Here is a 26,643-nt window from a genome sequence, read left to right on the forward strand (position 1 = left end):
CGTAACGGAATCACGCAAAAGGCCGCTTCGCCAGAAGCGGCCTTTTTACGCCAGTGTTTTCGAGCTGCCGCTGATTTCCGGCTGGCGGAATACGGCGACGTGCTCCGGATTCGCGGATGCCTGGAGGCGTCCGTCGGGCAGGCGGGCGATGACCATTTCCCCGATGCCGGGGCTCATCACGACGACTTCGTCGCGCAGGGCGAGCAGGGCTTCGAGCCGTCGTCGGCCGCTCACGATCTCCAGACCGGTTCCTGTCTCACGAACGATGATCTCAACTGACATGGCGATTCTCCATCATTGCCGTTCAATGCTGCTGATCCTGCTTCCGTCCATCTGAGCGGGGGCGCGTGGCGCGCATCCACCTGACAGGTGTAACGGATCGATGATTCATTTTCTTTAGTCAAAAAACGGCTGAAAACGAAAAGGCACGATCGGGACTGCATCGTGCCTATTTTTTCGCGGGAACGTCGTTTTTTTGCGACGCAACAGACGCGCGCACGCACGTTCGAACGAAGGTGCGTGCGGACCGTCCGGCTCGCCTAGAACATTTCGTTCGGGCCGAGATAGCGCCACTGGCCGGCCGGCAAGTCGCCGAGCGTCACGCGGCCCATGCGAATGCGCTTCAGGCCGACGACGTCCAGTCCGACCAGTTCGCACATCCGGCGAATCTGCCGCTTCTTGCCTTCGCGCAGCACGAAGCGGAGTTGTTCGCCGTTCTGCCAGCTCACCTGCGCGGTCTTGAGCGGCACGCCGTCGAGTTCGAGGCCGTGACGCAGGAGCGCGAGCTTTTCGGCGGGCAGTTGCTGATCGACATCGACCGTGTGCTCGCCCAAGCGCACGCGCACGAGGTACTCCTTGTCGACTTCCGAGTGACCGCCGATCAGTTGCTTCGCGATGCGGCCGTCCTGAGTCAGCACGAGAAGCCCAGTGGAATCGATGTCGAGACGGCCCGCAGGCGCGAGCGTGCGCAGATGTCCCGGCGCGAAACGGATGCCCGTGCGATCCTCGTTCCAGTGATTGCCCGGGTTGATGAGCGTGACCGCGGGCTCGTAGCCGTCTTCCGCCTGACCCGATACATAGCCGACCGGCTTGTGCAGCAGGATCGTGACCAGTTGCGACTGCGCCGAACGCGCCGCGGGCAGGATTTCGACGTTCTGCGTCGGACGGATACGCGTGCCGAGCGTGTCGATGACTTCGCCGTCGACGAGCACCCAGCCTTTCTCGATCCATTCGTCGGCTTCGCGGCGCGAGCAGAGGCCGAGCTCCGACATCACTTTGGAGAGGCGCACGAGGCCGTCGTTGTGGTCGCGATGCTTCGGCGCGGATTCCGCGACGGGTGCGGCCGGCTTATGCGCTTCGCTGCGATCGTCGCGCTTGGCGAACGGCCGATCGTCGTCACGACGTGCGGGACGCGTTCCCGGCGCGCGGTCGTCGCGCGATTTGAACGGGCGATCTTCCGTTGATCGGCGCGGACCGCGATCACCGAATGCGGGGCGTGAATCGTCGCCGCGTGGCTTGAATGTGCGACGCTCGTCGCCGCTCGCTTGCGGACGGCCTTCGAACGATTTGCGCGGACCGCGATCGCCGAATGCAGGGCGTGAATCGTCGCCGCGTGGTTTGAATGTGCGACGTTCGTCACCACCGGCAGGGCGCTCGCCGCGCGCCGGCGGACGACCTTCGCGACCGCGATCTCCAAATGCAGGACGTGAATCATCGCCACGCGGCTTGAATGTGCGGCGTTCATCACCACCGGCAGGACGCTCGCCACGCGCCAGCGGACGGCCTTCGCGACCGCGATCGCCGAATGCAGGACGTGAATCATCGCCACGCGGCTTGAACGGGCGACGCTCGTCGCCACCGGCTGGGCGCTCGCCGCGCGCAGGCGGACGGCCTTCGAACGACTTGCGCGGACCGCGATCGCCAAAAGCAGGACGCGAATCGTCACCACGCGGCTTGAACGGGCGACGTTCATCACCCCCAGCAGGACGCTCGCCACGCGCAGGCGGCCGGCCTTCGAACGACTTGCGCGGACCGCGATCGCCAAACGCAGGACGCGAATCGTCACCACGCGGCTTGAACGGGCGACGATCATCACCACCGGAAGGGCGCTCGCCGCGCGCAGGCGGCCGGCCTTCGAACGATTTGCGCGGACCGCGATCGCCAAACGCGGGACGTGAATCGTCACCACGCGGTTTGAACGGCCGACGCTCGTCACCGCCAGCAGGACGCTCGCCGCGCGCAGGCGGCCGGCCCTCGAACGATTTGCGCGGACCGCGATCGCCAAACGCCGGACGCGAATCATCGCCACGCGGCTTAAATGGGCGTCGCTCGTCACCCCCGGCAGGACGCTCGCCACGCGCAGGCGGCCGACCTTCGAACGACTTGCGCGGACCGCGATCGCCAAACGCAGGACGCGAATCGTCACCACGCGGCTTGGACGCGCGCGCTTCGCGCTTGTCGGTCGTCGGCGGGCTCGCGCGCTTGGGACGTGCCTCGTCCGGCGACGGCGCGCGAACAGGCTTGCGCCCGGTGACCGTGCCGGTTCGAACCGGTGAACGCGTCGCCGAAGTGGGACGCGGATGTTTGGCTGTCAGTTTGACGCGCATAAAGTCTCAGGCTGCGATCGCGCGCAGCAGCTCGGTTTCCACCTGGATCTGGGTGCGGTTGTTCGACAGGCTCTTGCCGTCGAGCAGGAACACGTCCTCGACACGTTCGCCGAGCGTGTTGATCCGCGCCGCCTGCACGCCGATCCGGTGTTGCGCCAGAACGCGCGCGATCGAATAAAGAAGGCCCTGCCGGTCGTTGGCCGACACGGACAGGATGTAGTACTGGCCGCGATCGTCGGGACGCAGGTCCACGCGCGGTGTGATCGGAAACGTGCGCACGAGCCGCGATACGCGGCCCTTCGACGGTTCCGGGAGTATGCGCTCATCCGCGAGCAGCGCGGCGAGTTGCTGCTCGACGAGGTTGGCGATGTCGCGATAACTCCCGTCGTGATCCGGATGCGCGACGAGGAAGTTATCGAGCGCGTAACCGTGACGGGTCGTCGTCACGCGCGCATCGAGCACGGAGAGACCGTTCTTGTCGAAATACGCGCAGATGCCGGCGAAGAGATCGGGCCGATCCTTCACGTACACGAGCACCTGCAACGCCGCGCCGATGGGCGAGGGCCGCGCGCGCACGATCGGCTCGTCGCTCTCCACGTGACGGTAAAGCACGCGCGTCTGCCACGCGATGTCGGCCGGATCGTGGCGCAGGAAATAGCCGACGTCGAGCTGATCCCACAGGCGCTTTTGCGCGTGCTCCGGCACGGTTTCCAGCCGCAGCAGCGCGAGCGCCGCTTCCTGGCGCGACTTGAGCTCCGAATGCGCATCCGGCTGCGCGCCGCCGAGCACGGCCTGCGTCGCACGGAAAAGGTCTTCGAGAAGCTTGCCTTTCCAGTTGTTCCAGACCTTCGGACTCGTGCCGCGGATATCGGCGACGGTCAAAAGATAAAGCGCGGTGAGCCGCCGCTCCGTCTTCACCACCGACGCGAATTGCTTGATGACTTCCGGATCGCTCGTGTCCTGCTTCTGCGCGACCTGGCTCATCGTCAGATGCTGCTGCACGAGCCAGATCACGAGCTCGGTATCTTCGGCGCCGATATCGTGCTCGCGGCAAAAACGCCGGGCGTCGGCCATGCCGAGCGTCGAATGATCGCCGCCGCGGCCCTTCGCGATATCGTGGAAAAGAGCCGCGACGTAGAGCACCCACGGACGCTCGAAGTTGCCCATCAGCTGGCTGCAGAACGGATACTCGTGCGCATGCTCGGCGATCGCGAAACGCCGCAGGTTGCGCAGCACCATCAGGATGTGCTGATCGACGGTGTAGACGTGATAGAGATCGTGCTGCATCTGCCCGACGATGCGCCGGAAGTTCAGCAGATAGCGCCCGAGCACGCTCGTCTGGTTCATCAAACGGAACGCGTGCGTGATGCCTTCGGGCTGCTTGAGGATCTCCATGAACAGCCGGCGATTCTCCGGGTCGCGCCGCCAGTCGCGATCCATCAGATCGCGTGCGTTGTAGATCGCCCGCAGCGTGCGCGCGGAAAATCCCTTGATGCCGCGCGTCTGTTCGTACAGCAGGAACGCTTCGAGAATCGCGTGCGGCTCGCGCTCGAACACATCGTCGCGGGCGATTTCCAGCATGCCCTGCTTCTCGACGAAGCGCCCGGAAATGACCCGCGTAATGCCGCTCGTCGACGGGAAAAGCTGTGCCTCGACGTTCTGGATCAGGATGGTGGCGAGCTGCGTGACCGCCTTCGCCGCCCAGTAGTAGCGGCGCATCAACTGCTCGCTCGCGCGCTTGGCGGTGGTCGCCTCGAAGCCGAAGCTTTCCGCCAGCGGCGTCTGCAGATCGAAGACGAGAATGTCCTGACGGCGCTTCGCGATCACGTGCAGGCGCGCGCGCAGCGCCTTCAGAAAGCCTTCGTTGCGGCGCAGTTCGCGCGCTTCGCGTTCGGTGATGAGCTCGCGCGCATCGAGTTCGCGCCAGCTGCTGCCGAAGCCCGCCGCGCGCGCGATCCACAGAATCAGTTGCAGATCACGCAGGCCGCCGGGGCTTTCCTTGATGTTCGGTTCGAGGCTGTAGGGCGTGTCCTGAAACTTCGCGTGCCGCTGGCGCATTTCCAGCACTTTCGCCTGGAAGAACGCGCGCGGATCGAGTGTCTCGCGATAGCGCGCCGAAAAGCGCTGGAACAGGGACATGTCGCCGCAAATGCGCCGCGCTTCGAGCAGCGACGTCTGCACGGTGATGTCGTTGCCGGCCTCGGCGATGCATTGCTCGACCGAGCGCACGCTGCTGCCGATATCGAGTCCCAGATCCCACGCCATCCCGATGAAACGCTCGACGCGGCCGTTCAGCTCCGCATCGCCGTGTTGCGGCGATGCATCGGGAAGAAGCACGAGGATATCGACGTCGGAATAGGGCGCGAGTTCGCCGCGCCCGTAGCCGCCGACCGCGACGAGCGCGGCGCTCTCGGGCATGTCGCAGGCGGCCCACGCGCCCTTGAGGGCGTCGTCGGTGGCGCGGGCGAGCGCGTGCATCAGCGGCTCGACGTTCGACGCCGCCCCGAAGCGTTCGATGAGCGCCGCCTTCGCCGCCTTGTAGGCGGCGCGCAACGTTTCACAGGGCGTGGCGACAGCGGCGATTACGCTCATGAATGGAAAGTGGCGAGGACGGCGGAAGGATGCGCCCGCGTGCATGCGCGGCGGGCGCCGGGAGAGACGAAATCAGGCGGTCGCGGCGATCAGTTGCGAGGGCGCCTGCGTGCCCGCCGAGACGGTCAGCACGTCATAGCCCGTCGGCGTGACGAGCACGGTGTGCTCCCATTGCGCCGAGAGGCTGCGGTCGCGCGTCTTGACGGTCCACTGGTCCGGCATCGTGCGGATTTCGCGGCGGCCGGCGTTGATCATCGGCTCGACGGTGAAAATCATGCCGGCCTGCAGTTCGATGCCCGTGCCTGCACGGCCGTAGTGCAGCACCTGCGGCTCTTCGTGGAACACCTGTCCGATCCCGTGGCCGCAGTATTCCCGCACGACGCTGTAGCCTTGCGCTTCGGCGTGCTTCTGGATCGCCGCGCCGATGTCGCCCAGATGCGCGCCGGGGCGCACCTGCTCGATGCCGAGCCACATGCAGTCGAACGTCGTCTGAACGAGGCGTTTCGCCAGAATCGATCCCTCGCCGACGATGAACATGCGGCTCGTGTCGCCGAAATAGCCGTTCTTGATGACGGTGACGTCGATATTCAGCGCGTCGCCGTTCTTCAGCACCTTTTCGCCGGGGATGCCGTGGCAGATCACATCGTTCACGGAAATGCAGGTGGCTTTCGGGTACGGCGGATAGCCGGGCGGCTGATAATTGAGCGGTGCGGGAACGGTGCCCTGTTCCTTCACCATATATTCGTGGCAGAGGCGATCGAGCTCTTCGGTCGTCACGCCGGGAGCGATATGCGGCGTGATGAAATCGAGCACTTCGCTGGCGAGCCGGCAGGCGACGCGCATTTGCGCGATATCGTGTTCGTTTTTCAGCGTAATGGACATGACTTGGCCCGAAATGCGTGTGTGCGGCAGTGAGCCGCGAAAGCGGCATTATCGCACCTTAAGAAATGCGCCGCACCCGGATCGTTTGGAGCGGAGGGCGCAAGGGCACTGAGGGCGATCGCTAACACGCATGGTTCCGGATCGGTCGTGCGGCTTGAGCCGACCAATCCTCACATGCTATACTCGAAGGCTAAGTCGTAATCCATATTGCCGTCACGATGTCGTATGACAATCCGGGCGTGGCATAGCGGAATGCGGCTTGGAAACTCGTTTCAAGTCGATACGCAAGCCGGCGCACCCAGGGTGTCCGGCGCCCGGTTAAGCGAAAACAACCAGGCGCGGGATGCGGCAGCCGGCTTAAGACCTAACCCTCGCGGAGAATTTCATGGCAGTCACGATGCGTCAAATGCTGGAAGCCGGTGTCCACTTCGGTCACCAAACGCGCTTCTGGAACCCCAAGATGGCCCCGTACATCTTCGGTCATCGCAACAAGATTCACATCATCAACCTCGAGAAGACCCTGCCGCTCTACAACGACGCGCTGAAGTATGTGCGCCAGTTGGCAGCGAACCGCGGCACGATCCTTTTCGTCGGCACGAAGCGCCAGTCGCGCGACACCATCGCTCAGGAAGCAGCGCGCGCCGGTATGCCTTTCGTCAACGCCCGCTGGCTCGGCGGCATGATGACCAACTTCAAGACGCTGAAGGTTTCGATCAAGCGCCTGAAGGACATGGAAGCTGCACTGGAATCGGGTGAAACCGAGCGCATGAGCAAGAAGGAAGCGCTTCTGTTCGAACGCGAAATGGTCAAGCTGCAAAAGTCCATCGGCGGCGTGAAGGACATGGGCGGCATCCCCGATGCAATGTTCGTGATCGACGTCGGCTACCACAAGATCGCCGTGACCGAAGCGAAGAAGCTCGGCATTCCGGTCATCGCCGTGGTCGACACCAACCACTCGCCGGAAGGCATCGACTACGTGATCCCGGGCAACGACGACGCATCCAAGGCAGTCGCGCTGTACGCTCAGGGCGTTGCCGACGCGATCCTCGAAGGCCGCGCGAACGCGGTGAACGACGTTGTCCAGGCCGTCCGTAACGGCGAAGGCGACGAGTTCGTCGAGGTCAACGCAGAGGCGTAATCGAGCCCTGCGGCCGACAAAAAAGGGGGCTTTGCGAAAGGCCCCTTTTTTTTAGTCGAAGCGATAGAAATGCCTATTTTCCTGCCGTGGGCGCGATGTAAAGCCGGCGGCACGTATCAAACAGACTCAAGGAGCGAATGATGGCGGCAATTACCGCAAGCATGGTGGCAGAACTGCGCGCAAAGACCGACGCGCCGATGATGGAATGCAAGAAGGCGCTGACGGAAGCCGACGGCGACATGGCGCGCGCGGAAGAACTGCTGCGCGTGAAGCTCGGCAACAAGGCGAGCAAGGCGGCATCGCGCGTGACGGCTGAAGGCATCGTGACGGCGCACGTCGAAGGCGGCGTGGGCGCGCTCGTCGAGCTGAACTGCGAAACCGACTTCGTTGCGAAGAACGACGACTTCCTGGCCTTCGGCAAGACGATCGCCGAACTGGTCGCCAAGAACAACCCGGCCGACGTGGCCGCGCTGTCGGCGCTGCCGCTCGAAAGCTCGACGGTCGACGCCGTGCGCCTTGCGCTCGTCGGCAAGATCGGCGAAAACCTGTCGATCCGCCGTTTCGTGCGTTTCGAGTCGGCCAACAAGGTCGCGTCGTACCTGCACGGCACGCGTATCGGCGTGCTGGTCGAATTCACGGGTGCTGACGACCAGATCGGCAAGGACGTCGCGATGCACGTCGCCGCGATGAAGCCGGTTTCGCTGTCGTCGGACGAAGTGCCGGCCGATCTGATCGCCAAGGAGCGCAGCATCGCCGAGCAGAAGGCCGCCGAATCGGGCAAGCCGGCCGAGATCGTCGCGAAGATGGTCGACGGCTCGGTCCAGAAGTACCTGAAGGAAGTGTCGCTGCTGAATCAGCCGTTCGTGAAGAACGACAAGCAGACGATCGAGCAGATGCTCAAGGCCGGCAACGCATCGGTGCAGAAGTTCGCGCTGTTCGTGGTCGGCGAAGGCATCGAAAAGCGCCAGGACGACTTCGCGGCCGAAGTCGCGGCGCAAGTCGCAGCGGCCAAGCAGTCCTAAGGCTCGCTTAAGGCGCGTGTGCTGTGATAGCGCGCCGAGTTCGCGGTACCCGCGGCGGAACATTCCGCCGCACGCATTCAGTGATCCGGATCGCACAAGCAGCGGGCGCGTTAGGCTAGGGATAACCCTGATCTACCGCGCCCGCCGCCCGATCCGGCCCGCTTGCGGTAAGTAATGTTTCACCCCTACAGTTCTACGTTGTTGCAACCCTCCTCGGCGCGATCGGAACCTCATATGCCCACAGCCTACAAACGCGTACTCCTCAAACTCTCCGGCGAAGCCCTCATGGGCGACGATGCTTTCGGCATCAATCGCGCAACGATCGAAAGGATGGTGGCGGATGTCGCGGAGGTGGTGCGGATCGGGACGCAGCTTGCCGTCGTCATCGGCGGCGGCAATATCTTCCGTGGTGTGGCGGGCGGCGCGGCCGGCATGGACCGCGCGACGGCCGACTACATGGGCATGCTCGCCACGATGATGAACGCGCTCGCGCTCCAGGACGCCATGCGCCACGCGGGCATCGAAGCGCGTGTGCAGTCGGCGCTGCGTATGGATCAGGTGGTCGAGCCCTACATCCGTCCGCGCGCGATTCGCCAGCTCGAAGAGGGCAAGGTCGTAATTTTCGCGGCCGGCACGGGCAACCCGTTCTTCACGACAGACACGGCGGCCGCGCTGCGCGGCTCGGAAATCGGTGCCGAAGTGGTGCTGAAAGCGACCAAAGTCGATGGCGTATACTCCGCCGACCCGAAGAAGGACCCGCACGCGACGCGCTACAGCACGATCAGCTTCGACGAGGCCATCGGCAAGAACCTTCAGGTGATGGACGCCACTGCGTTCGCGCTGTGCCGCGACCAGAAGCTGCCGATTCGCGTGTTCTCGATCACGAAGCCGGGCGCGTTGAAGCGCATCGTGCAGGGCGACGACGAAGGGACCCTCGTCCACGTGTAAACTCTCGCGGTATCAGGCGCTGCGCGGCTGGCGGGGAGCCCCGCGCGTGATGCGCCGCTTTTCGCCAGTAAAACCCAGGTTTGGAGGTTCAAAATGAGTGTGGCTGACATCAAAAAAGGCGTCGACCAGAAGATGCAGCGGTCGATCGAAGCGTTCAAGGCCGATCTCGCCAAGATTCGCACAGGTCGCGCCCACACGGGGCTGCTCGACCACATCCAGGTTGACTACTACGGCTCGAACGTGCCCATCTCCCAGGTCGCGAACATGACGCTCGTCGATGCGCGCACGATCGGCGTGCAGCCGTGGGAAAAGAAGATGGTTCCGGTGATCGAGAAAGCAATCCGCGAATCGGATCTCGGCCTGAACCCGGCCACGCAGGGCGACCTGATCCGCGTGCCGATGCCCGCGCTCACCGAAGAGCGCCGCCGCGAACTCACGAAGGTCGTGAAGAGCGAAGGCGAAACTGCGAAGGTCGCCGTGCGCAACCTGCGCCGCGACGCGAACGATCAACTGAAGAAATCCGTGAAGGACAAGGAGATTTCGGAAGACGACGAGCGCCGTGCGAGCGACGAAGTGCAGAAGCTCACCGACAAGTTCGTCGCCGAGATCGACAAGCTCGTTCAGACCAAAGAATCCGAAATCATGACGGTGTGAGGCCGTAGAAACGGTCCTGCCAGCCCTGGGCGTGTATATATCCGGGCTGGCTTTCACTCTTTCAGATTCCCAGATTCAGCGGCCATGACCTATACCAGCTCTACCGTTACCGTGCCCGATGTCGCGGCTGTCCCGCGCCACGTCGCGATCATCATGGACGGCAATGGCCGATGGGCGACCGAGCGCCGCCTGCCGCGCGTCGCCGGTCATACGCGCGGCGTCGATGCGGTTCGTGCAACAGTCGAAAGCTGCGCCCGGCGCGGCGTCGAATTCGTCACGCTCTTTGCGTTCAGCTCCGAAAACTGGCGCCGTCCGACCGACGAAGTGTCGTTCCTGATGCGCCTGTTCGTCACCGCGCTCGAGCGCGAAATCGGCAAGCTGCACGCGAACGGCATCCGGCTGCGCGTCGTCGGCGACATCAGCATGTTCGACGACCGCATCCGCGCGCTGATTCAACGCGCCGAGACCAAGACGGCCCGCAACACCCGCCTCACGCTGACCATCGCCGCCAACTATGGCGGGCGCTGGGACATCATGCAGGCGACGAAGAAACTCATCGCCGAGTCCCTGGAGACGGGCACGCCCGCGCGCGTGGACGACGAGTCGTTCGCCGCGCATCTCGCGATGGCCTATGCGCCTGAGCCGGATCTCTTCATCCGCACGGGCGGCGAGCAGCGCATCAGCAATTTCCTGCTGTGGCAACTCGCGTACACCGAGTTTTATTTCACCGACATCTATTGGCCCGACTTCGACGCCGACGCGCTCGATCGCGCGATCGCTTCCTACGGCGACCGCGAGCGCCGCTTCGGGCGCACAAGCGCGCAACTCGCTTCCCAATCGCAGAAGGCCGACACCCTTTCATGCTAAGAACCCGTGTCATCACGGCAATCGTCCTGCTCGCGGTACTGGTGCCGATCACGCTGTTCGCGCCGATCGGCGCGTTCGGAGCGCTCATCGGTTTCGTCGTGGTGTTCGCGGCCTGGGAATGGGGACGTCTCCTCAAGCTGAATGGGGCGGGGCCGGTTGCCTACGCGCTCGTCGCGGGGCTCGCGCTCATTTTCAGCACGTTTCTCGGGATCAAGTCCACGCCGTTGTACCAGATGGCCGCGATTTTCTGGGTGCTGGCCGGTCCTTACGCCTTGCTGCGCAAGCCCGCGCTGGCCGCCCACACGTGGCGCGCGTTCCTGCTTTTCGCGGGAATCGTCGTGTTTCTGGCGTGCTGGCATGCCGTCGTCGATGCGCGCACGCGGGGCGTGGCATTCGTGCTATCGCTTCTTCTAGTAGTCTGGCTGGCTGACATAGGCGCATACTTCGCCGGAAAAGCGCTCGGCCGCCACAAACTCGCTCCGTCGATCAGCCCGGGCAAAACCTGGGAGGGCGCCATCGGTGGGTGGCTCGCCGTCATCGTCATCGGCGCGCTCGCCGCTGCCACCGGCTTTTATGCGCCTACCGTATTCACGGCCTTCGTCGGGCATCTCGGTTGGGATCGCTCGTTCGTCGCGCTTTCCGTGCTGGTCGCGTTCAGCGTGGTCGGCGATCTGTTCGAGTCGCTGCTGAAGCGCCAGGCCGGCGTCAAGGACTCGAGCGGCCTCTTGCCCGGTCACGGCGGCGTCCTCGACCGCATCGACGCATTGTTGCCTGTATTGCCGATCGCATTGCTCATGCTTGGCTAATCGGCTAGAGAAGAATTTATGCAAAAACGTCTCACATTGCTCGGCTCCACGGGCTCGATCGGCGACAGCACGCTCGACGTCGTGGCAAGGCACCCGGACCGCTTTTCGGTCTACGCGCTCACCGCTCACCGCAACGGCGACAAACTCGTCGCCCAGTGCCTGAAATTCCAGCCCGAAGTGGCGGTCGTCGGCGATGCCGAAACGGCCGCGCGCGTCGCGGCGGCATTGCGCGCGCAGGGCTGCAAGACCGAAGTGACGCACGGCACGGAAGCGCTCGTCGAGGTTGCCCGCGCGACGCAGTGCGACACGGTCGTCGCGGCCATCGTGGGCGCGGCGGGCCTCGCGCCCACTCTCGCCGCCGCGCGCGCCGGCAAGCGCATCCTGCTCGCGAACAAGGAAGCGCTCGTGATGTCCGGCCAGATTTTCATGGACGCGGTGCGCGACAACGGCGCGATTCTGCTGCCGGTCGACAGCGAGCACAACGCCGTGTTCCAGTGCCTGCCGCCCTGCGCGGACAAGGAAGCGCAACTGCATGGCGGCGTGTCGAAGATCATCCTGACGGCGTCGGGCGGCCCCTTCCGCACGCGCGAACCGGCGACGCTCACAAACGTCACGCCCGAGGAAGCCGTCAAGCATCCGAACTGGGCGATGGGCCGCAAGATCTCCGTCGATTCCGCGACGATGATGAACAAGGGCCTCGAAGTGATCGAGGCGCACTGGCTCTTCAACCTGCCGGGCTCGCGCATCGAGGTGCTGATCCATCCGCAGAGCGTGATTCATTCGATGGTGTCCTACGCCGACGGCTCGGTCCTCGCGCAACTCGGCAACCCCGACATGCGCACGCCCATCGCGCACGCGCTGGCGTATCCTGACCGTGTGGACTCGGGCGTGGCGCCGCTGGATCTCGCGCAGATCGCGACCCTCACGTTCGAAAAGCCCGATTTCGCGCGCTTCCCGTGCCTCGCGCTGGCCATCCAGGCGCTCGAAGCGGGCGGCATCGCGAGCGCCGCGTTGAACGCGGCTAACGAAATCGCCGTGGAAGCGTTTCTGGAGCGCCGCATCGGCTTCATGGCGATCGGCGGCGTGGTCGAGCGCGTGCTGAACGACCTGCCGAACACGAGCGCCGCGACGCTGGCGGACGTTCTCGCCGCCGATGCGACCGCGCGCCGCCTCGCATCCCGTTTCGTCGCTGAGCTCACCGCGAGCGCGCCGGGCGCCGAACCCATCGCCCATTGAGGCCGTCATGAACTTTCTGACCGAAATCGTCGCCTTCGTCGTTGCGATAGGCGTACTCGTCGTCGTCCACGAATTCGGTCACTACAGTGTCGCGCGACTGTGCGGCGTGAAAGTGCTGCGTTTCTCGGTCGGCTTCGGCAAGCCGCTCGTGCAGTGGGTCAGCAAGAAGACGGGCGTTCAGTGGACGATCGCCGCGCTGCCGCTCGGCGGCTACGTGAAGATGCTCGACGAGCGCGAGGTCGATCCCGATAGCGGCACGACGATTCCCGCCGAGGACTTGCCGCGCGCTTTCAACCGCCAGAGCGTTGCCAAGCGGATTGCCATCGTGGCGGCGGGCCCCATCGCCAATTTTCTGCTCGCGATCGCGCTCTTTTCCGCCGTGTTCGCGGGCGGCGTGACCGAACCCGCCGCGATCGTCTCGCAGCCCGCGCCCGACACGGCAGCGGCGCACGCGGGTTTCGAAGGCGGCGAGACGGTGCTCTCGATGCGCGACGCGCAAGGCGGCGAGACGCATCCGATCCGCTCCTGGTCCGATTTGCGCTGGAAGCTGCTCGATGCGTCGTTCGATCATCGTCGCATCGTGCTGACGGCGAAGACGCACGACGGCACCTTCGACTTCCCGGTGACCGTCGCGGGCATCACCGACGAGCAAGCCGATCAGGACTTCATGGACAAGCTCGGCTTCGCGCCGGGCGGCGGCACGCTGACGGTCGCGGGCGTCGAGGCGGGGAGCGCGGCGCAGAAGAGCGGGCTGAAGGCGGGCGACATGCTGCGCGCGATCGATGGCCGCAGCGTCGACAACGCGACGAGCTTCATCGATTACGTGAAAGCACACGGCGCGAAGCCCGTCACGCTCGTGATCGAGCGCAACGGCAAGCGCGAGTCCGTGCAGATCGTGCCGGACGTGAAGCACGATGCATCGACGGGCAAGGAGATCGGCCGCATCGGCGCCGCACTCGCGAATCAGCTGCCGACCGTGGACGTGCGCTACGGGCCACTCGAAAGCCTGCGCCTCGGCGTGAACCGGACGTGGGACATCAGCATCTATTCGCTGCGCATGTTCGGGCGGATGATCGTCGGCGAGGCTTCGCTCAAGAATCTCTCGGGACCGGTCACCATTGCCGACTATGCGGGCAAGAGCGCAAGGCTCGGCGTGGCGGCCTTTGTTTCGTTTCTCGCCCTCGTCAGCATCAGTCTCGGAGTGTTGAACTTGTTACCGATTCCGGTATTGGACGGTGGGCATCTGTTATATTATTTGGTTGAGGCTGTTACCGGCAAAGCCGTATCCGATCGCTGGCAGCTGGTTCTGCAAAGGGCGGGCTTGGTCTGCATCGTCGCACTGTCGATGATCGCGCTGTTCAACGACCTCGCTCGTCTGATTCGTTTTTGATCCACTTTGACAATTTCTGGCGGCGCGTTTCGAGCGACCGCCGGAACGAATGCAGCTTTAAATACTGGGGAAGCACGTTGTTCAAACCTCATCGCTTTGTTCCTAAGACGGCTGTGGCCGCGGCACTCGCCGCAACGGGTATGGCGGCGCACGCCACCACGCCGTTCGTCGTGCAGGATATTCGGATCGACGGTCTCCAACGCATCGAGCCGGGCTCCGTGTTCGCTTATCTGCCGATCAAGCAAGGCGACACCTTCACCGACGACAAGGCCTCCGAAGCGATTCGCGCACTCTACGCGACGGGCTTCTTCAACGACGTTCAGATCGCCACCGAAGGCAACGTGGTGGTCGTGCAGGTGCAGGAGCGCCCGGCAATCTCGGCCATCGATTTCGCGGGCCTGCACGAGTTCGACAAGGACAATCTCACGAAGGCGCTGCGCTCGGTCGGTCTGTCGCAAGGCCGCTCCTACGACAAGGCGCTCGTCGACAAGGCAGAGCAGGAGCTCAAGCGCCAGTACCTGACGCGCGGCTACTATGCGGCGGAAGTCACGACCACCGTGACGCCTGTCGACCGCAACCGCGTCGCCATTCTGTTTTCCGTCGCGGAAGGTCCGAGCGCGAAGATCCGCCAGATCAACTTCGTCGGCAACAAGGCGGTGAGTTCGGGCACGTTGCTCGGCGAAATGCAGCTCTCCACGCCGAACTGGTTCTCGTGGTACACGAAGAGCGATCTCTACGCGAAGGAAAAGCTCACGGGCGACCTCGAGAACGTGCGCTCGTACTACCTGAACCGCGGCTACCTCGAGTTCAGCATCGACTCTACGCAGGTGTCGATCTCGCCGGACAAGAAGGACATGTATCTGACGATCGCCGTGCATGAAGGCGAGCCGTACAAGATCAGCAGCATCAAGCTCTCGGGCAATCTGCTCGACCGCGAGGCCGAGCTCAACAAGCTCATCAAGATCAAACCGGGCGAGCGCTTCTCCGCGGAGAAGCTGCAGGCGACGACCAAAGCCATCGTCGACAAGCTCGGCGAATACGGTTACGCGTTCGCGCAGGTCAACGCGCAGCCGCAGATCGATCAGTCGAACCACACCGTGGCGCTCACGCTGCAAGTCGACCCGAGCCGCCGCGTGTACGTGCGGCGCGTGAACATCGTCGGCAATACGCGCACGCGCGACGAAGTGGTCCGTCGTGAAATGCGCCAGCTCGAAAGCTCGTGGTTCGATTCGAGCCGCCTCGCATTGTCGAAGGACCGGGTCAACCGTCTCGGCTACTTCACCGACGTGGACGTCACCACGACGCCCGTGGAAGGCACGAACGACCAGGTCGACGTGGACGTGAAGGTCGCGGAAAAGCCGACCGGCGCGATCACGCTGGGCGCGGGTTTCTCGTCGACGGACAAGGTGGTGCTGTCGGCGGGCGTGTCGCAGGACAACGTGTTCGGCTCGGGCACGAGTCTCGCGGTCAACGTGAACACCGCGAAGACGTACCGCACGCTGACCGTGACGCAGGTCGATCCGTACTTCACGATCGACGGCATCAAACGTATCACCGACGCGTACTACCGTACGTATCAGCCGCTGTACTACTCGACCGATTCGAGCTTCAAGATCATCACGATGGGTGCGGACACCAAGTTCGGCATCCCGTTCTCCGAGCAGGACACGGTGTTCTTCGGCGTCGGCGCCGAACAGAACACGATGGACGTGGACTCGAACACGCCGCAGTCCTACATCAACTACGTGAACGAGTTCGGCCGCGTGGTGAACAACTATCCGCTGACGATGGGCTGGTCGCGCGACAATCGCGACAGCGCGCTCGTCCCGAGCCGCGGCTACTACATCCAGTCGAACGCGGAATACGGCACGCCGCTCGGCAACACGACCTACGCGAAATTCGACGCGCAGTTCCAGTATTACTACTCGTTCGCTCGCGGCTTCGTGCTCGGCTTCAACCTGCAGGGCGGCTACGGCAAGGGCCTGCAAGGTCAGACGTACCCGATCTTCAAGAACTACTATGCGGGTGGTATCGGTTCGGTGCGCGGCTACTCGCCGAGCTCGCTGGGTCCGCGCGACGCGAAGACGAACGACCCGATCGGCGGCTCGCGCATGGCGGTCGGCAACATCGAGCTGACGTTCCCGCTTCCGGGCACGGGCTACGACCGCACGCTGCGCGTTTTCACCTTCCTCGATGCCGGTAACGTCTGGGGCGACCCGAACCAGGGCGGCACGAGCGGCGGTGCGAACGGCTTGCGCTACGGCTACGGTGTGGGTCTCGCGTGGATCTCGCCGATCGGCCCGCTCAAGCTGAGCCTTGGCTTCCCGCTGCAGAAGCACGAAGGCGACCAGTATCAGAAGTTCCAGTTCCAGATCGGTACGGCCTTCTAAACGGTATGCCGACTGTCACGAACTTCATCCATTCAGACGTAACGTGAGGAACACTTTGGGAACCGGTAAGCATTCGAAACATATGGCGCTGGCGCTTGCGTTGTCGATGGTTCTCGGCCTGGGCACGGCGATGTCCGCCAGTGCTCAGGAAGCGCGCATCGCTGCGGTCAATTCGGACCGCATCCTGCGCGAATCTGCAGCGGCGAAAGCCGCTCAGTCGAAGCTCGAGCAGGAATTCTCCAAACGCGACAAGGCGCTGCAGGACATGGCGCAGCGTCTGAAGGCGATGTCGGACAACATCGATAAAAACGGTTCCTCGATGTCGCCGACAGACCGCGCTGCGCGCCAGCGCGACCTCGCGCAGCTCGACGCGGACTTCCAGCGCAAGCAGCGCGAGTTCCGCGAGGACCTGAACCAGCGCCGCAACGAGGAACTCGCGGCGGTGCTGGATCGCGCGAACAAGGTGATCAAGCAGATCGCCGAGCAGCAGCACTACGATCTGATCGTGCAGGAGGCGGTGTACGTGAGTCCGCGCATCGACATCACGGATCAGGTGCTGAAGGCGCTGGCCGCGGGCGCGACCGGCACGGGTTCGCTCACGAGCCCGAACTGACGAGGACTGAGACGAGATGGCATCAGGCATGGCGATCACGCTCGACGAACTGGTGAAGCGCTTCGGCGGCGAGGTGGTCGGTGACGGCGCGCACGCGGTCGGGAGTCTCGCACCCCTCGACAAGGCTGGCTCCGCACAACTCGCGTTTCTCGCGAATCAGAAGTATCTGCCGCAGGTCGAGACGACGCGCGCCGGCGCGGTGCTGATTTCCCCGGCCGATCTCGAGAAGGTGACGAATCGCGCGGGCAGTAATTTCATCGTCACGCCGAACCCCTACGCTTATTTCGCGCGCGTGGCGCAGGCGTTCATCGATCTGGCGACGCCCAAGGCGAGGCCGGGCGTGCATCCCAGCGCATATGTCGATCCGGACGCGAAGGTCGCGGCAAGCGCCGTGATCGGACCGCAAGTGACGGTGGAGGCGGGCGCCGTCATCGGCGAGCGCGTGAAGCTGGATGCGGGCGTGGTCGTCGGCCGGGGCGTGAAACTCGGCGACGACGTGCATCTGTATCCCAACGTCACCGTCTATCACGGCTGCAAGTTCGGCGCGCGCGTGATCGTGCACGCGGGCGCGGTGATCGGCGCGGACGGCTTCGGCTTCGCGCCGGATTTCGTCGGCGAGGGCGATGCGCGCACCGGCAGCTGGGTCAAGATTCCGCAGGTCGGCGCGGTGGATATCGCAGACGACGTGGAAATCGGTGCGAACACGACCATCGATCGCGGCGCGATGGCGGATACCGTCATCGAGGAATGCGTGAAGATCGACAACCTCGTGCAGATCGGTCACAACTGCCGCATCGGCGCGTACACGGTGATCGCCGGCTGCGCGGGCATCGCGGGCAGCACGAACATCGGCAAGCATTGCATGATCGGCGGGGCGGTGGGTATCGCGGGCCATGTGACGCTTGCGGACTATGTGATCGTCACGGCGCAATCAGGCGTCTCGAAATCGCTTCTGAAGCCGGGCATGTACACGAGCGCGTTTCCGGCCGTGCCGCACGGCGACTGGAACAAGAGCGCGGCCATCATGCGCAATCTGGACAAGCTGCGCGATCGCATCAAGTCGCTGGAAACGGCGCTCGCCGATACGGCCAAGCGTGGCGATACGAGCGGCGACGAATAAGCAAGAACCTCGCGCAGAGCGGGCTCATCCAAGCCGCCGAAGCGCCAAGAGCAATTCCGGGCGGGCGTCCGATACGGCCCGCCATCCAAATTTCCGCGCCTGACGCGCGCGTGAGCAGAACGACCATGAGCACAGAAAAAATCAATCTCGACATCCACAAGATCCTCACGCTGCTGCCGCATCGCTACCCGATCCTGCTCGTGGACCGCGTGCTCGAACTCGAGCCGCACAAGAGCATCAAAGCGTTGAAGAACGTGACGATCAACGAGCCGTACTTCCAGGGCCACTTCCCGACGCGGCCCGTGATGCCGGGCGTGCTGATTCTCGAAGCGCTCGCGCAGACCGCGGCGCTGCTGACCTTCGCGGAAGAGCCGCACGATCCGAGCAACACGCTCTATTACTTCGTCGGCATCGACGGTGCGCGCTTCAAGCGCGTGGTGGAACCGGGCGATCAGTTGATCCTCAACGTCCACTTCGAGCGGTACATGCGAGGCATCTGGAAGTTCAAGGCGCGCGCCGAGGTCGATGGCGCGACGGCTGCCGAAGCCGAGCTCATGTGTACCGTCAAGAGCACGGACGCCTGAGCGCAACTGCGTTCACTCCGCGTTCATCGTAACAAGCAGCACGAACAGCATAGGCGAAATGCGCATGAGCAAGATTCACCCAACCGCGATCATCGAGCCGGGCGCCCAGCTCGACGAGTCCGTCGAGATCGGGCCGTACGCGATCGTCGGTTCGCACGTCGTGATCGGCGCGGGCACGACCGTCGGCTCGCACAGCGTGATCGAAGGCCACACGACGATCGGCCGCGACAACAGCATCGGCCATTACGCATCGATCGGCGGCCGTCCGCAGGACATGAAGTACAAGGGCGAGCCAACGCGCCTCGAAATCGGCGACCGCAACACCATCCGCGAATTCACGACGCTGCACACGGGCACGGCGCAGGATCAGGGCTTGACGTCGATCGGCAGCGATTGCTGGATCATGGCGTACGTGCACGTCGGCCACGACTGCCGGCTCGGCGACAACGTCATCATGTCGAGCAACGCGCAACTGGCCGGGCACGTGTTCGTCGGCGATCACGCGATCATCGGCGGGATGTCGGGCGTGCATCAGTTCGTGCGCATCGGCGCGCATTCGATGCTCGGCGGCGCCTCGGCGCTCGTGCAGGACGTGCCGCCGTTCGTCATCGCGGCCGGCAACAAGGCGGAGCCGCACGGCATCAACGTCGAAGGACTGCGCCGCCGCGGCTTCACGCCCGAGGCAATCTCGGCGCTGCGTTCGGCGTATCGCATCGTCTACAAGAGCGGCCTGTCGCTCGAAGAGGCGAAGGTGCAGTTGAAGGAACTGAGCACGGCAGGCGGCGAGGGCGACGAACCCGTCACGGCATTTTCCGATTTCATCGCGGCGTCGCAGCGCGGCATCATCCGCTAGACACGCCGCCCGATGACCCTGATTACCAACCCGCCACGCATCGCGATGGTCGCGGGCGAGCCCTCTGGCGACCTGCTCGCGGCCTCGCTGCTCAAGGGCCTCACGCAAACCCTGCCGGAAGGCACGCGTTATAGCGGCATCGGCGGCCCGCGCATGACAGCCGAAGGCTTCGAAGCGCACTGGCCGATGGACAAGCTGACCGTGCGCGGCTATGTCGAAGCGCTGAAACACATCCCCGAAATTCTCGGCATCCGCAACGAGATCAAGCGTCAGTTGCTCGCGGAGCCGCCGTCGGTGTTCATCGGCGTGGACGCGCCGGATTTCAACTTCGGCCTCGAACAGCCGCTGCGCGAAGCAGGCATTCCGACCGTGCATTTCGTATGTCCGTCGATCTGGGCGTGGCGCGGCGGCCGCATCAAGAAGATCGTGAAAGCGGTCGATCAGATGCTGTGCGTGTTTCCGTTCGAGACCGCGTTGCTGGCGAAGGCGGGCGTGGAGGCGAGCTACGTCGGTCATCCGCTCGCCGACGAAATTCCGCTCGAACCCGACGTCATGGGCGCGCGCCGCGAACTCGGCATCGCGCAAGGCGGGCCGGTGATCGCCGTGCTGCCGGGCAGCCGCCGTTCGGAAATTTCGCTGATCGGTCCGACCTTCTTCGATGCGATGGAGCTGATGCAGCGTCGCGAGCCCGGCGTGCGCTTTTTGATGCCCGCGGCGAATCCGGCGTTGCGCGAGTTGCTTCAGCCGCTCGTGGACGCGCATCCGAATCTTTCGCTGACGATCACCGATGGCCGCGCGCAAACCGCGATGACCGCCGCCGACGCGATCCTCGTGAAAAGCGGCACGGTGACGCTGGAAGCGGCGCTGCTCAAGAAGCCGATGGTCATCTCATACAAGGTGCCCTGGCTGACGGGCCAGATCATGAAGCGGCAGGGTTATCTGCCGTATGTCGGTTTGCCGAACATCCTCGCGGGCCGTTTCGTCGTGCCGGAAATCCTCCAGCACTTCGCGACGCCCGAGGCGCTCGCCGACGCAACGCTGAAACAGTTGAACGACGACGCCAACCGCCGTACCCTGACGGAAATCTTCACCGACATGCACATCGCGCTGCGCCAGAACACGTCGCAGAAGGCGGCCGAGGCGGTCGCGCGAGTGCTCGAAACGCGGAGACCGCGATAATGGCGGCGAAACCATCGGCTCAGGCAGGACTCGATTTCAGTTCACCTTTCGACATCATCTGCGGTGTCGATGAGGCGGGGCGCGGTCCGCTGGCCGGCCCGGTCGTGGCAGCGGCCGTGATTTTCGATCCCGCGAAGCCGCGCATCAACGGTCTCGACGATTCCAAAGCGCTGAGCGCAAAACGGCGCGAGGAGCTCTACGAGAAGATCGTCGATCGCGCGCTCGCGTTTTGCATCGCGTCGGCGAGCGTCGAGGAAATCGACACGATCAACATCCTGCACGCGAGCATGCTCGCGATGAAGCGCGCGGTGGAAGGCCTTTCGGTCGCGCCGACGCTCGTCAAGATCGACGGCAACCGCTGCCCGACGCTGTCGATTCGCGCCGAAGCCGTGATCGGCGGCGATGCGCTCATCAAGCAGATTTCGGCGGCATCGATTCTCGCGAAAGTTACGCGTGATCGCATGCTGGTCGAGCTTCACGAAACCTTTCCGGTGTACGGCTTCGATGCGCATTCCGGCTACGGCACGCCGCAGCATCTCAGGGCGCTGCGCGAGCATGGCCCGTGCGAGCATCATCGGCGTTCGTTCGCGCCGGTGCGCGAGGCGCATATCCGCTTCGGCTCGGTGCTACCCGAGCTCGCGCCCGAAGTGCTTCAGGTCGCCGCGGCGCTCGAAGACGATCCTGATTCGCTCGCTTTCTGAGCGGCACTCAATTCAACGTGAAATCCATCACTTCGCGGGACAATCCGCTCTATAAGCGCATCAAGGCGCTGGCCGGCTCGACGGCGCAGCAGCGTCGCAGCGGCCATGCGCTGCTCGAAGGCCTGCATCTGGCGTCGGCCTATCTCGATGCAGCCGGACAGCCCGAAACGTGCGTGGTCACCGAAGGCGCGCTCACGCATGAAGAGGCCCGCGACATCGTCGCGCGTATCGAGGAGAAGCGTGTCGTCGTGTTGCCGGACGCGCTCTTCGGACAGCTTTCGAGCGTCGTGCACGGCGTCGGCATGCTGTTGCTCGTCGAGAAAATCGATGCCGAACTACCCGCGCGCGTCGCCGAAACCTGCGTGATTCTCGACGGCATCCAGGACGCGGGCAATGTCGGCTCGATTCTGCGCAGCGCGGCGGCGGCGGGCATCACGCGTGTGTTCTGCGCGCCGGGCACCGCGTACGCGTGGTCATCGAAAGTACTGCGCTCGGGCATGGGCGCGCACTTCCTGCTGGATATTTTCGAAGACGTGGATTCCGCGGATCTGATCGCGCGGCTCGATGCGCCCGTGACCATCACCGATTCGCATGGCGCGGTCGCGCTCTACGATTGCGATCTGTCGGGCGCGCTGGCGTGGGTATTCGGCAATGAGGGCGCGGGCGTGTCGCAGGTCTGGCGCGATGCCGTGACGCATCGCGTGACCATTCCGCAGCCGGGCGGGATGGAGTCGCTCAACGTGGCGGCCGCGGCGGCGATCTGTCTTTTCGAGCAGTGCCGCCAGCAGCGCTGAGAAAAATCAGTAATACGACGGGCGTTCCGGCTTGATCTCCTGCAGGATCGTCGTGGCGATTTCCTCGATCGACTTGTGCGTCGAAGAAAGCCACTTGACGCCCTCGCGCTTCATCATCATCTCGGCTTCGTTGATCTCGTAGCGGCAGTTCTCCAACGCCGCGTACTTGCTGCCCGGGCGACGCTCGTTGCGGATTTCGGCGAGCCGCTGCGCATCGATCGAAAGACCGAACATTTTCGCCCGATGTTCGAGCAAAGGCGTAGGCAGCTTGCCGCGCTCGAAGTCTTCGGGAATCAGCGGATAGTTCGCGGCCTTCACGCCATATTGCATCGCCAGATAGAGGCTCGTCGGCGTTTTGCCGCTGCGCGATACGCCGACCAGAATGACATCGGCATCGGCGAGGTTGCGGTTGGACTGGCCGTCATCGTGCGCGAGCGAGAAGTTGATCGCCTCGATGCGATTCTTGTATTCCTCGGTGTCGGCGTTCTGGTGGACGCGGCCCATCGCGTGCGTCGACTTCATTTCCAGTTCGTGCTCGAGCGGCTCGATGAAGGTCTGGAACATGTCGAGGACGAGCGCGTTGCAGCCCTTGACGACTTCATTCGACGCGCTGTCGACGAGCGTGGTAAAGACGATTGGACGGCGGCCATCGAGGTCCACGACCTCGTTGATCTTTTCCACCGTCGCGTACGCCTTGTCGATCGAATCGACGAACGGCACGCGCACGAGCCGGAATTTTTGATCGAACTGGGCGAGGATCGAATGCGCGAAGGTTTCGGCAGTGATCCCGGTCCCGTCGGAAACGATGAATACGGAAGGCGGCATCGGCAAAAGACCAAATGGGGAACGAGTTGAGGCGGGCGCGCTCAAACGGTAACACGCGAAATAGACCGCGGGAACGCCCTGCACGGCTCACGAAAGCGCCTGTGTTACATTGGTTGCCCAGCGGTGTGCGCCGGCGAACCGAGCGGCGTGAAAGACTTCGATTTTGCCGTGGAATTACTGTCTCTGCCGAAACAAATTGAGAATCGGCACGGTAGAATAGCGGCAACCTGTTCGATAAGCAATTGCGGACAAATTGATTCGGATTTTCGTCAAATCGCGGTGGGTTCGTCGGTTTTGGCAGCAAAAACCTACGATTTCGAGCAGATTTCAGACGTCCCGCTTCTTTTTGCAACGCGCCCGGCTCCGGTGACGCGCTCCCCGATGGTTTATCAAACAGGTTGTACGAGATGCGGCCGCGCTTCCAATGAGCGCCGCCGCATATGAGCCCACTCGTGCGATCGTGAATTCCATCCACCTTAGGGGCTTGTATGACTAACGCAGTTAATGTTGCGAAAGATGTCGCAAAGGATCAGGCGTATGTAGTTCCATTCGAGCAGTTGCGAATGACCGACGTGGAAATCGTCGGTGGCAAGAATGCGTCGCTCGGCGAAATGATCAGCCAGCTTTCCGAAGCGGGCGTTCGTGTGCCGACAGGCTTTGCCACAACTGCGCTCGCGTTCCGCGACTTCCTCCAGCACAACGACCTGACCGAGCGCATCGCCAAGCGTCTCGAGACGCTCGACGTCGACGACGTGAAATCCCTTGCCGAAGCCGGCAAGGAAATCCGCCAGTGGATCGTCGACGCGCCGATGCAGCCGCGTCTCGAAGACGAAATCCGCCGCGGTTTCGAAGTGCTCCAGAACAGCTCGCCCGAAGAGCTTTCGTTCGCCGTGCGTTCGTCCGCGACTGCCGAGGACTTGCCGGACGCATCGTTCGCGGGCCAGCAGGAAAGCTATCTGAACGTGGTCGGCATCGAGGACGTACTCGATCGCATGAAGCACGTGTTCGCGTCGCTTTACAACGACCGCGCCATCTCCTATCGCGTCCACAAGGGCTTCACGCATGCCGAAGTCGCGTTGTCGGCGGGCGTGCAGCGCATGGTCCGCTCGGACGTCGGCGCGGCGGGCGTGATGTTCACCATCGACACCGAATCGGGCTTCAAGGAAACCGTGTTCATCACGTCGAGCTACGGCCTCGGTGAGACGGTCGTGCAGGGCGCGGTGAATCCGGACGAGTTCCACGTCTTCAAGACCACGCTGGAACAGGGCAAGTACCCGATCATCCGCCGCTCGATCGGCTCGAAGCTCATCAAGATGGAGTTCACGAAGCCGGGCGAGCCGGGCCGCGTGAAGACCGTCGACGTGCCGCACGAGCAGCGCAACCGCTTCTCGATCACCGACGAAGACGTGATCGAACTCGCGAAGTACGCGGTGATCATCGAGAAACACTACGAGCGTCCGATGGACATCGAGTGGGGCAAGGACGGCCGCGACGGCAAGATCTTCATTCTCCAGGCGCGCCCGGAAACGGTGAAGAGCCAGGCGTCCGGCAAGGCCGAGATGCGCTTCAAGTTGAAGGGTCAGTCGAACGTGCTGGCGACCGGCCGCGCCATCGGCCAGAAGATCGGCGCGGGCCCCGTGCGCGTGATTCACGATCCGTCGGAAATGGAACGCGTGCAGCCGGGCGACGTGCTCGTCGCCGACATGACCGACCCGAACTGGGAGCCGGTGATGAAGCGCGCATCGGCCATCGTGACGAACCGCGGTGGACGTACGTGCCACGCGGCGATCATCGCGCGTGAACTGGGCGTGCCGGCCGTGGTCGGCTGCGGCGACGCCACCGACGTGCTGAAGGAAGGCGCGCTCGTCACGGTATCGTGCGCGGAAGGCGACGAAGGCAAGATCTACGACGGCCTGCTCGAAACCGAAGTCACGGAAGTGCAGCGCGGCGAACTGCCGAAGATTCCGGTCAAGATCATGATGAACGTCGGCAATCCGCAGCTCGCGTTCGACTTCGCGCAGTTGCCGAACGCGGGCGTCGGCCTGGCGCGGCTCGAGTTCATCATCAACAACAACATCGGCGTGCATCCGAAGGCGATTCTGGAGTACCCGAACGTCGACGCCGATCTGAAGAAGGCGGTGGAGAGCGTTGCGCGCGGTCATGCGTCGCCGCGTGCGTTCTACGTCGACAAGCTGACGGAAGGCATCGCCACGATCGCGGCCGCGTTCTATCCGAAGCCCGTCATCGTGCGTCTGTCGGACTTCAAGTCGAACGAGTACAAGAAGCTGATCGGCGGTTCGCGCTACGAGCCGGATGAAGAAAACCCGATGCTCGGTTTCCGCGGCGCGTCGCGCTATATCGCGGAAGACTTCGCCGAAGCGTTCCACATGGAATGCATCGCGCTGAAGAAGGTGCGCGAGGAAATGGGTCTGGACAACGTGCAGATCATGGTGCCGTTCGTGCGCACGCTGAATCAGGCGGATCGCGTGATCGAACTGCTGAAGAAGTTCGGTCTCGAGCGCGGCAAGAACGATCTGAAGCTCGTGATGATGTGCGAGGTGCCGTCCAACGCGATTCTCGCGGAGCAGTTCCTGGAGCGCTTCGACGGCTTCTCGATCGGCTCGAACGATCTGACGCAGCTCACGCTCGGCCTCGATCGCGACTCCGGCATGGAACTGCTCGCGGCGGACTTCGACGAGCGCGACGAAGCGGTGCTGTTCATGCTCAAGCGCGCGATCGAAACGTGTCTGCGGCTGAACAAGTACGTCGGCATCTGCGGACAGGGGCCGTCCGATCATCCGGACCTCGCGGAGTGGCTCGCGAAGGAAGGCATCGAATCGATGTCGCTGAATCCGGACACGATCATCGAGACATGGCAGCAACTGGCGAAGACCTTGTCAAAATAAGTCAGCAGCGCCTTTCCGGTTGCTTTCGGAAAGGCGCGAGCGTGCTATAAAAACACCCCGGACTTCTCCGGGGTGTTTTCGTTTGGAGACCGGCGATGCTAACGAGTGGACTGATTTGGTGGGTCGCGGCGGGCGCGCTGATCGTCGCGGAGCTGTTCACCGGCACGTTCTATCTGCTCATGATCGCGCTGGGCATGATCGCGGGCGGCATCGCTTATGTGTCCGGCGCGCTGCCGCATGTGCAGATGGGCGCGGCGGCCGTCATCGCGCTGATCGCCGTCGTGGTTTTGCGGCGCTCGCGCTTCGGTAGCTGGAAGGGGCGCGATGCATCGCGGGATGCGGCCGTGAATCTCGATATCGGCGCGACGCTGGAAGTGGATCAATGGCGCGATGGCCACGCGCGCGCAATGTATCGCGGCGCGCAGTGGGACGTCGAACTCGCGCCGGGCGAAACCGAAGGCGCGCGGTATTACCGCATCACGGCGCTGGACGGGAACCGGCTGATCGTCGCGGCCAAACGCTAGACACGCTCGCTCA

The 26,643-nt window shown here is 63.7% G+C and carries 24 protein-coding genes; 19 read left to right on the plus strand and 5 right to left on the minus strand.

Features of this window, described 5'->3' with window-relative positions:
• Window positions 1-45: 45 nt before the first annotated feature.
• From PQR08_RS16105 to map, 4 genes are all read right to left on the minus strand, one after another.
• A complete protein-coding gene (locus PQR08_RS16105; protein WP_035503535.1) occupies window positions 46-282 on the minus strand; it encodes a hypothetical protein in 237 nt (78 codons plus the stop codon).
• A 257-nt stretch (window positions 283-539) separates the two neighbouring features.
• Entirely contained in the window at window positions 540-2,606 is a 2,067-nt protein-coding gene (locus PQR08_RS16110) for a pseudouridine synthase (protein WP_250483504.1), read from the minus strand.
• Between the two features lie 6 nt (window positions 2,607-2,612).
• The gene (locus PQR08_RS16115; RefSeq protein ID WP_250483505.1) at window positions 2,613-5,198 is read right to left on the minus strand and encodes a [protein-PII] uridylyltransferase; all 2,586 of its coding nucleotides are present in this window, start codon (window positions 5,196-5,198) and stop codon (window positions 2,613-2,615) included.
• A 72-nt stretch (window positions 5,199-5,270) separates the two neighbouring features.
• A complete protein-coding gene (map, locus tag PQR08_RS16120; RefSeq protein ID WP_187604910.1) occupies window positions 5,271-6,080 on the minus strand; it encodes a type I methionyl aminopeptidase in 810 nt (269 codons plus the stop codon).
• Window positions 6,081-6,465: 385 nt separating this feature from the next.
• Here map and rpsB point away from each other — a divergent pair, with 385 nt between their 5' ends.
• The 16 genes from rpsB to PQR08_RS16200 all read left to right on the plus strand — a co-directional run bounded on the left by rpsB (window position 6,466) and on the right by PQR08_RS16200 (window position 22,375).
• The gene (gene rpsB / locus PQR08_RS16125; RefSeq protein ID WP_008350088.1) at window positions 6,466-7,218 is read left to right on the plus strand and encodes a 30S ribosomal protein S2; all 753 of its coding nucleotides are present in this window, start codon (window positions 6,466-6,468) and stop codon (window positions 7,216-7,218) included.
• A 140-nt stretch (window positions 7,219-7,358) separates the two neighbouring features.
• The gene (gene tsf / locus PQR08_RS16130; protein WP_187605072.1) at window positions 7,359-8,240 is read left to right on the plus strand and encodes a translation elongation factor Ts; all 882 of its coding nucleotides are present in this window, start codon (window positions 7,359-7,361) and stop codon (window positions 8,238-8,240) included.
• Between the two features lie 234 nt (window positions 8,241-8,474).
• Complete coding sequence (pyrH, locus tag PQR08_RS16135; RefSeq protein WP_008350086.1) at window positions 8,475-9,188, plus strand: UMP kinase; 714 nt, start codon at window positions 8,475-8,477, stop codon at window positions 9,186-9,188.
• A gap of 93 nt (window positions 9,189-9,281) precedes the next feature.
• Window positions 9,282-9,842, plus strand: a complete 561-nt coding sequence (frr, locus tag PQR08_RS16140) for a ribosome recycling factor (RefSeq protein ID WP_238287928.1) — start codon at window positions 9,282-9,284, stop codon at window positions 9,840-9,842.
• Between the two features lie 84 nt (window positions 9,843-9,926).
• On the plus strand, window positions 9,927-10,709 hold the full coding sequence (uppS, locus tag PQR08_RS16145; protein WP_035498901.1) for a polyprenyl diphosphate synthase: 783 nt from the start codon (window positions 9,927-9,929) through the stop codon (window positions 10,707-10,709).
• Window positions 10,703-11,515 carry a phosphatidate cytidylyltransferase gene (locus PQR08_RS16150; protein WP_187604908.1) on the plus strand — a complete coding sequence of 271 codons (813 nt, stop codon included), beginning with the start codon at window positions 10,703-10,705 and terminating at the stop codon, window positions 11,513-11,515. Before uppS ends, PQR08_RS16150 begins: the two co-directional genes overlap by 7 nt.
• Before the next feature lie 18 nt (window positions 11,516-11,533).
• Window positions 11,534-12,751: a 1-deoxy-D-xylulose-5-phosphate reductoisomerase gene (locus PQR08_RS16155; protein ID WP_250483506.1), complete on the plus strand. Its 1,218-nt coding sequence runs from the start codon at window positions 11,534-11,536 to the stop codon at window positions 12,749-12,751.
• 7 nt (window positions 12,752-12,758) lie between these two features.
• Window positions 12,759-14,141 carry an RIP metalloprotease RseP gene (rseP, locus tag PQR08_RS16160; RefSeq protein ID WP_250483507.1) on the plus strand — a complete coding sequence of 461 codons (1,383 nt, stop codon included), beginning with the start codon at window positions 12,759-12,761 and terminating at the stop codon, window positions 14,139-14,141.
• A gap of 77 nt (window positions 14,142-14,218) precedes the next feature.
• Window positions 14,219-16,531: an outer membrane protein assembly factor BamA gene (bamA, locus tag PQR08_RS16165; protein WP_187604905.1), complete on the plus strand. Its 2,313-nt coding sequence runs from the start codon at window positions 14,219-14,221 to the stop codon at window positions 16,529-16,531.
• Window positions 16,532-16,613: 82 nt separating this feature from the next.
• Window positions 16,614-17,144: an OmpH/Skp family outer membrane protein gene (locus PQR08_RS16170; protein WP_187604904.1), complete on the plus strand. Its 531-nt coding sequence runs from the start codon at window positions 16,614-16,616 to the stop codon at window positions 17,142-17,144.
• Window positions 17,145-17,172: 28 nt separating this feature from the next.
• Window positions 17,173-18,264 (plus strand): UDP-3-O-(3-hydroxymyristoyl)glucosamine N-acyltransferase, encoded by a 1,092-nt coding sequence (gene lpxD / locus PQR08_RS16175; protein WP_250483540.1) that lies wholly within the window; start codon window positions 17,173-17,175, stop codon window positions 18,262-18,264.
• Between the two features lie 125 nt (window positions 18,265-18,389).
• Window positions 18,390-18,848, plus strand: a complete 459-nt coding sequence (fabZ, locus tag PQR08_RS16180; RefSeq protein ID WP_187604903.1) for a 3-hydroxyacyl-ACP dehydratase FabZ — start codon at window positions 18,390-18,392, stop codon at window positions 18,846-18,848.
• Window positions 18,849-18,912: 64 nt separating this feature from the next.
• A complete protein-coding gene (gene lpxA / locus PQR08_RS16185) occupies window positions 18,913-19,701 on the plus strand; it encodes an acyl-ACP--UDP-N-acetylglucosamine O-acyltransferase (protein ID WP_187604902.1) in 789 nt (262 codons plus the stop codon).
• Between the two features lie 12 nt (window positions 19,702-19,713).
• Window positions 19,714-20,880: a lipid-A-disaccharide synthase gene (gene lpxB / locus PQR08_RS16190; RefSeq protein WP_238210449.1), complete on the plus strand. Its 1,167-nt coding sequence runs from the start codon at window positions 19,714-19,716 to the stop codon at window positions 20,878-20,880.
• Window positions 20,880-21,581, plus strand: a complete 702-nt coding sequence (rnhB, locus tag PQR08_RS16195) for a ribonuclease HII (RefSeq protein ID WP_238287925.1) — start codon at window positions 20,880-20,882, stop codon at window positions 21,579-21,581. The genes lpxB and rnhB overlap by 1 nt, the downstream gene beginning before the upstream one ends.
• 17 nt (window positions 21,582-21,598) lie before the next feature.
• The gene (locus tag PQR08_RS16200; RefSeq protein WP_238210451.1) at window positions 21,599-22,375 is read left to right on the plus strand and encodes a TrmH family RNA methyltransferase; all 777 of its coding nucleotides are present in this window, start codon (window positions 21,599-21,601) and stop codon (window positions 22,373-22,375) included.
• Between the two features lie 6 nt (window positions 22,376-22,381).
• On the opposite strand, the gene ppsR is transcribed toward PQR08_RS16200, so the two are convergent.
• Window positions 22,382-23,200: a posphoenolpyruvate synthetase regulatory kinase/phosphorylase PpsR gene (gene ppsR / locus PQR08_RS16205; RefSeq protein ID WP_035498887.1), complete on the minus strand. Its 819-nt coding sequence runs from the start codon at window positions 23,198-23,200 to the stop codon at window positions 22,382-22,384.
• 147 nt (window positions 23,201-23,347) lie between these two features.
• Between ppsR and PQR08_RS16210 the strand changes: the two genes are divergently transcribed.
• The 3 genes from PQR08_RS16210 (at window position 23,348) to PQR08_RS16220 (ending at window position 26,630) form a co-directional block, all read left to right on the plus strand.
• A complete protein-coding gene (locus tag PQR08_RS16210; protein WP_250483508.1) occupies window positions 23,348-23,644 on the plus strand; it encodes a hypothetical protein in 297 nt (98 codons plus the stop codon).
• A 44-nt stretch (window positions 23,645-23,688) separates the two neighbouring features.
• Window positions 23,689-26,106, plus strand: coding sequence for a phosphoenolpyruvate synthase (gene ppsA / locus PQR08_RS16215; protein ID WP_187604897.1), 2,418 nt, complete (start codon window positions 23,689-23,691; stop codon window positions 26,104-26,106).
• Window positions 26,107-26,201: 95 nt separating this feature from the next.
• On the plus strand, window positions 26,202-26,630 hold the full coding sequence (locus PQR08_RS16220) for an NfeD family protein (RefSeq protein WP_187604896.1): 429 nt from the start codon (window positions 26,202-26,204) through the stop codon (window positions 26,628-26,630).
• Window positions 26,631-26,643 lie beyond the last annotated feature (13 nt).

This window comes from Caballeronia jiangsuensis (genome assembly GCF_046030135.1).
GTDB lineage: Bacteria > Pseudomonadota > Gammaproteobacteria > Burkholderiales > Burkholderiaceae > Caballeronia > Caballeronia jiangsuensis.

Bases quoted from the DNA above. Each gene is read 5' to 3' on its own strand.
- PQR08_RS16105 (WP_035503535.1), bottom strand. From the start codon at position 282: ATGTCAGTTGAGATCATCGTTCGTGAGACAGGAACCGGTCTGGAGATC.
- PQR08_RS16110 (WP_250483504.1), bottom strand. From the start codon at position 2,606: ATGCGCGTCAAACTGACAGCCAAACATCCGCGTCCCACTTCGGCGACG.
- PQR08_RS16115 (WP_250483505.1), bottom strand. From the start codon at position 5,198: ATGAGCGTAATCGCCGCTGTCGCCACGCCCTGTGAAACGTTGCGCGCC.
- map (WP_187604910.1), bottom strand. From the start codon at position 6,080: ATGTCCATTACGCTGAAAAACGAACACGATATCGCGCAAATGCGCGTC.
- rpsB (WP_008350088.1), top strand. From the start codon at position 6,466: ATGGCAGTCACGATGCGTCAAATGCTGGAAGCCGGTGTCCACTTCGGT.
- tsf (WP_187605072.1), top strand. From the start codon at position 7,359: ATGGCGGCAATTACCGCAAGCATGGTGGCAGAACTGCGCGCAAAGACC.
- pyrH (WP_008350086.1), top strand. From the start codon at position 8,475: ATGCCCACAGCCTACAAACGCGTACTCCTCAAACTCTCCGGCGAAGCC.
- frr (WP_238287928.1), top strand. From the start codon at position 9,282: ATGAGTGTGGCTGACATCAAAAAAGGCGTCGACCAGAAGATGCAGCGG.
- uppS (WP_035498901.1), top strand. From the start codon at position 9,927: ATGACCTATACCAGCTCTACCGTTACCGTGCCCGATGTCGCGGCTGTC.
- PQR08_RS16150 (WP_187604908.1), top strand. From the start codon at position 10,703: ATGCTAAGAACCCGTGTCATCACGGCAATCGTCCTGCTCGCGGTACTG.
- PQR08_RS16155 (WP_250483506.1), top strand. From the start codon at position 11,534: ATGCAAAAACGTCTCACATTGCTCGGCTCCACGGGCTCGATCGGCGAC.
- rseP (WP_250483507.1), top strand. From the start codon at position 12,759: ATGAACTTTCTGACCGAAATCGTCGCCTTCGTCGTTGCGATAGGCGTA.
- PQR08_RS16170 (WP_187604904.1), top strand. From the start codon at position 16,614: ATGGCGCTGGCGCTTGCGTTGTCGATGGTTCTCGGCCTGGGCACGGCG.
- lpxD (WP_250483540.1), top strand. From the start codon at position 17,173: ATGGCGATCACGCTCGACGAACTGGTGAAGCGCTTCGGCGGCGAGGTG.
- fabZ (WP_187604903.1), top strand. From the start codon at position 18,390: ATGAGCACAGAAAAAATCAATCTCGACATCCACAAGATCCTCACGCTG.
- lpxA (WP_187604902.1), top strand. From the start codon at position 18,913: ATGAGCAAGATTCACCCAACCGCGATCATCGAGCCGGGCGCCCAGCTC.
- lpxB (WP_238210449.1), top strand. From the start codon at position 19,714: ATGACCCTGATTACCAACCCGCCACGCATCGCGATGGTCGCGGGCGAG.
- rnhB (WP_238287925.1), top strand. From the start codon at position 20,880: ATGGCGGCGAAACCATCGGCTCAGGCAGGACTCGATTTCAGTTCACCT.
- ppsR (WP_035498887.1), bottom strand. From the start codon at position 23,200: ATGCCGCCTTCCGTATTCATCGTTTCCGACGGGACCGGGATCACTGCC.
- ppsA (WP_187604897.1), top strand. From the start codon at position 23,689: ATGACTAACGCAGTTAATGTTGCGAAAGATGTCGCAAAGGATCAGGCG.
- PQR08_RS16220 (WP_187604896.1), top strand. From the start codon at position 26,202: ATGCTAACGAGTGGACTGATTTGGTGGGTCGCGGCGGGCGCGCTGATC.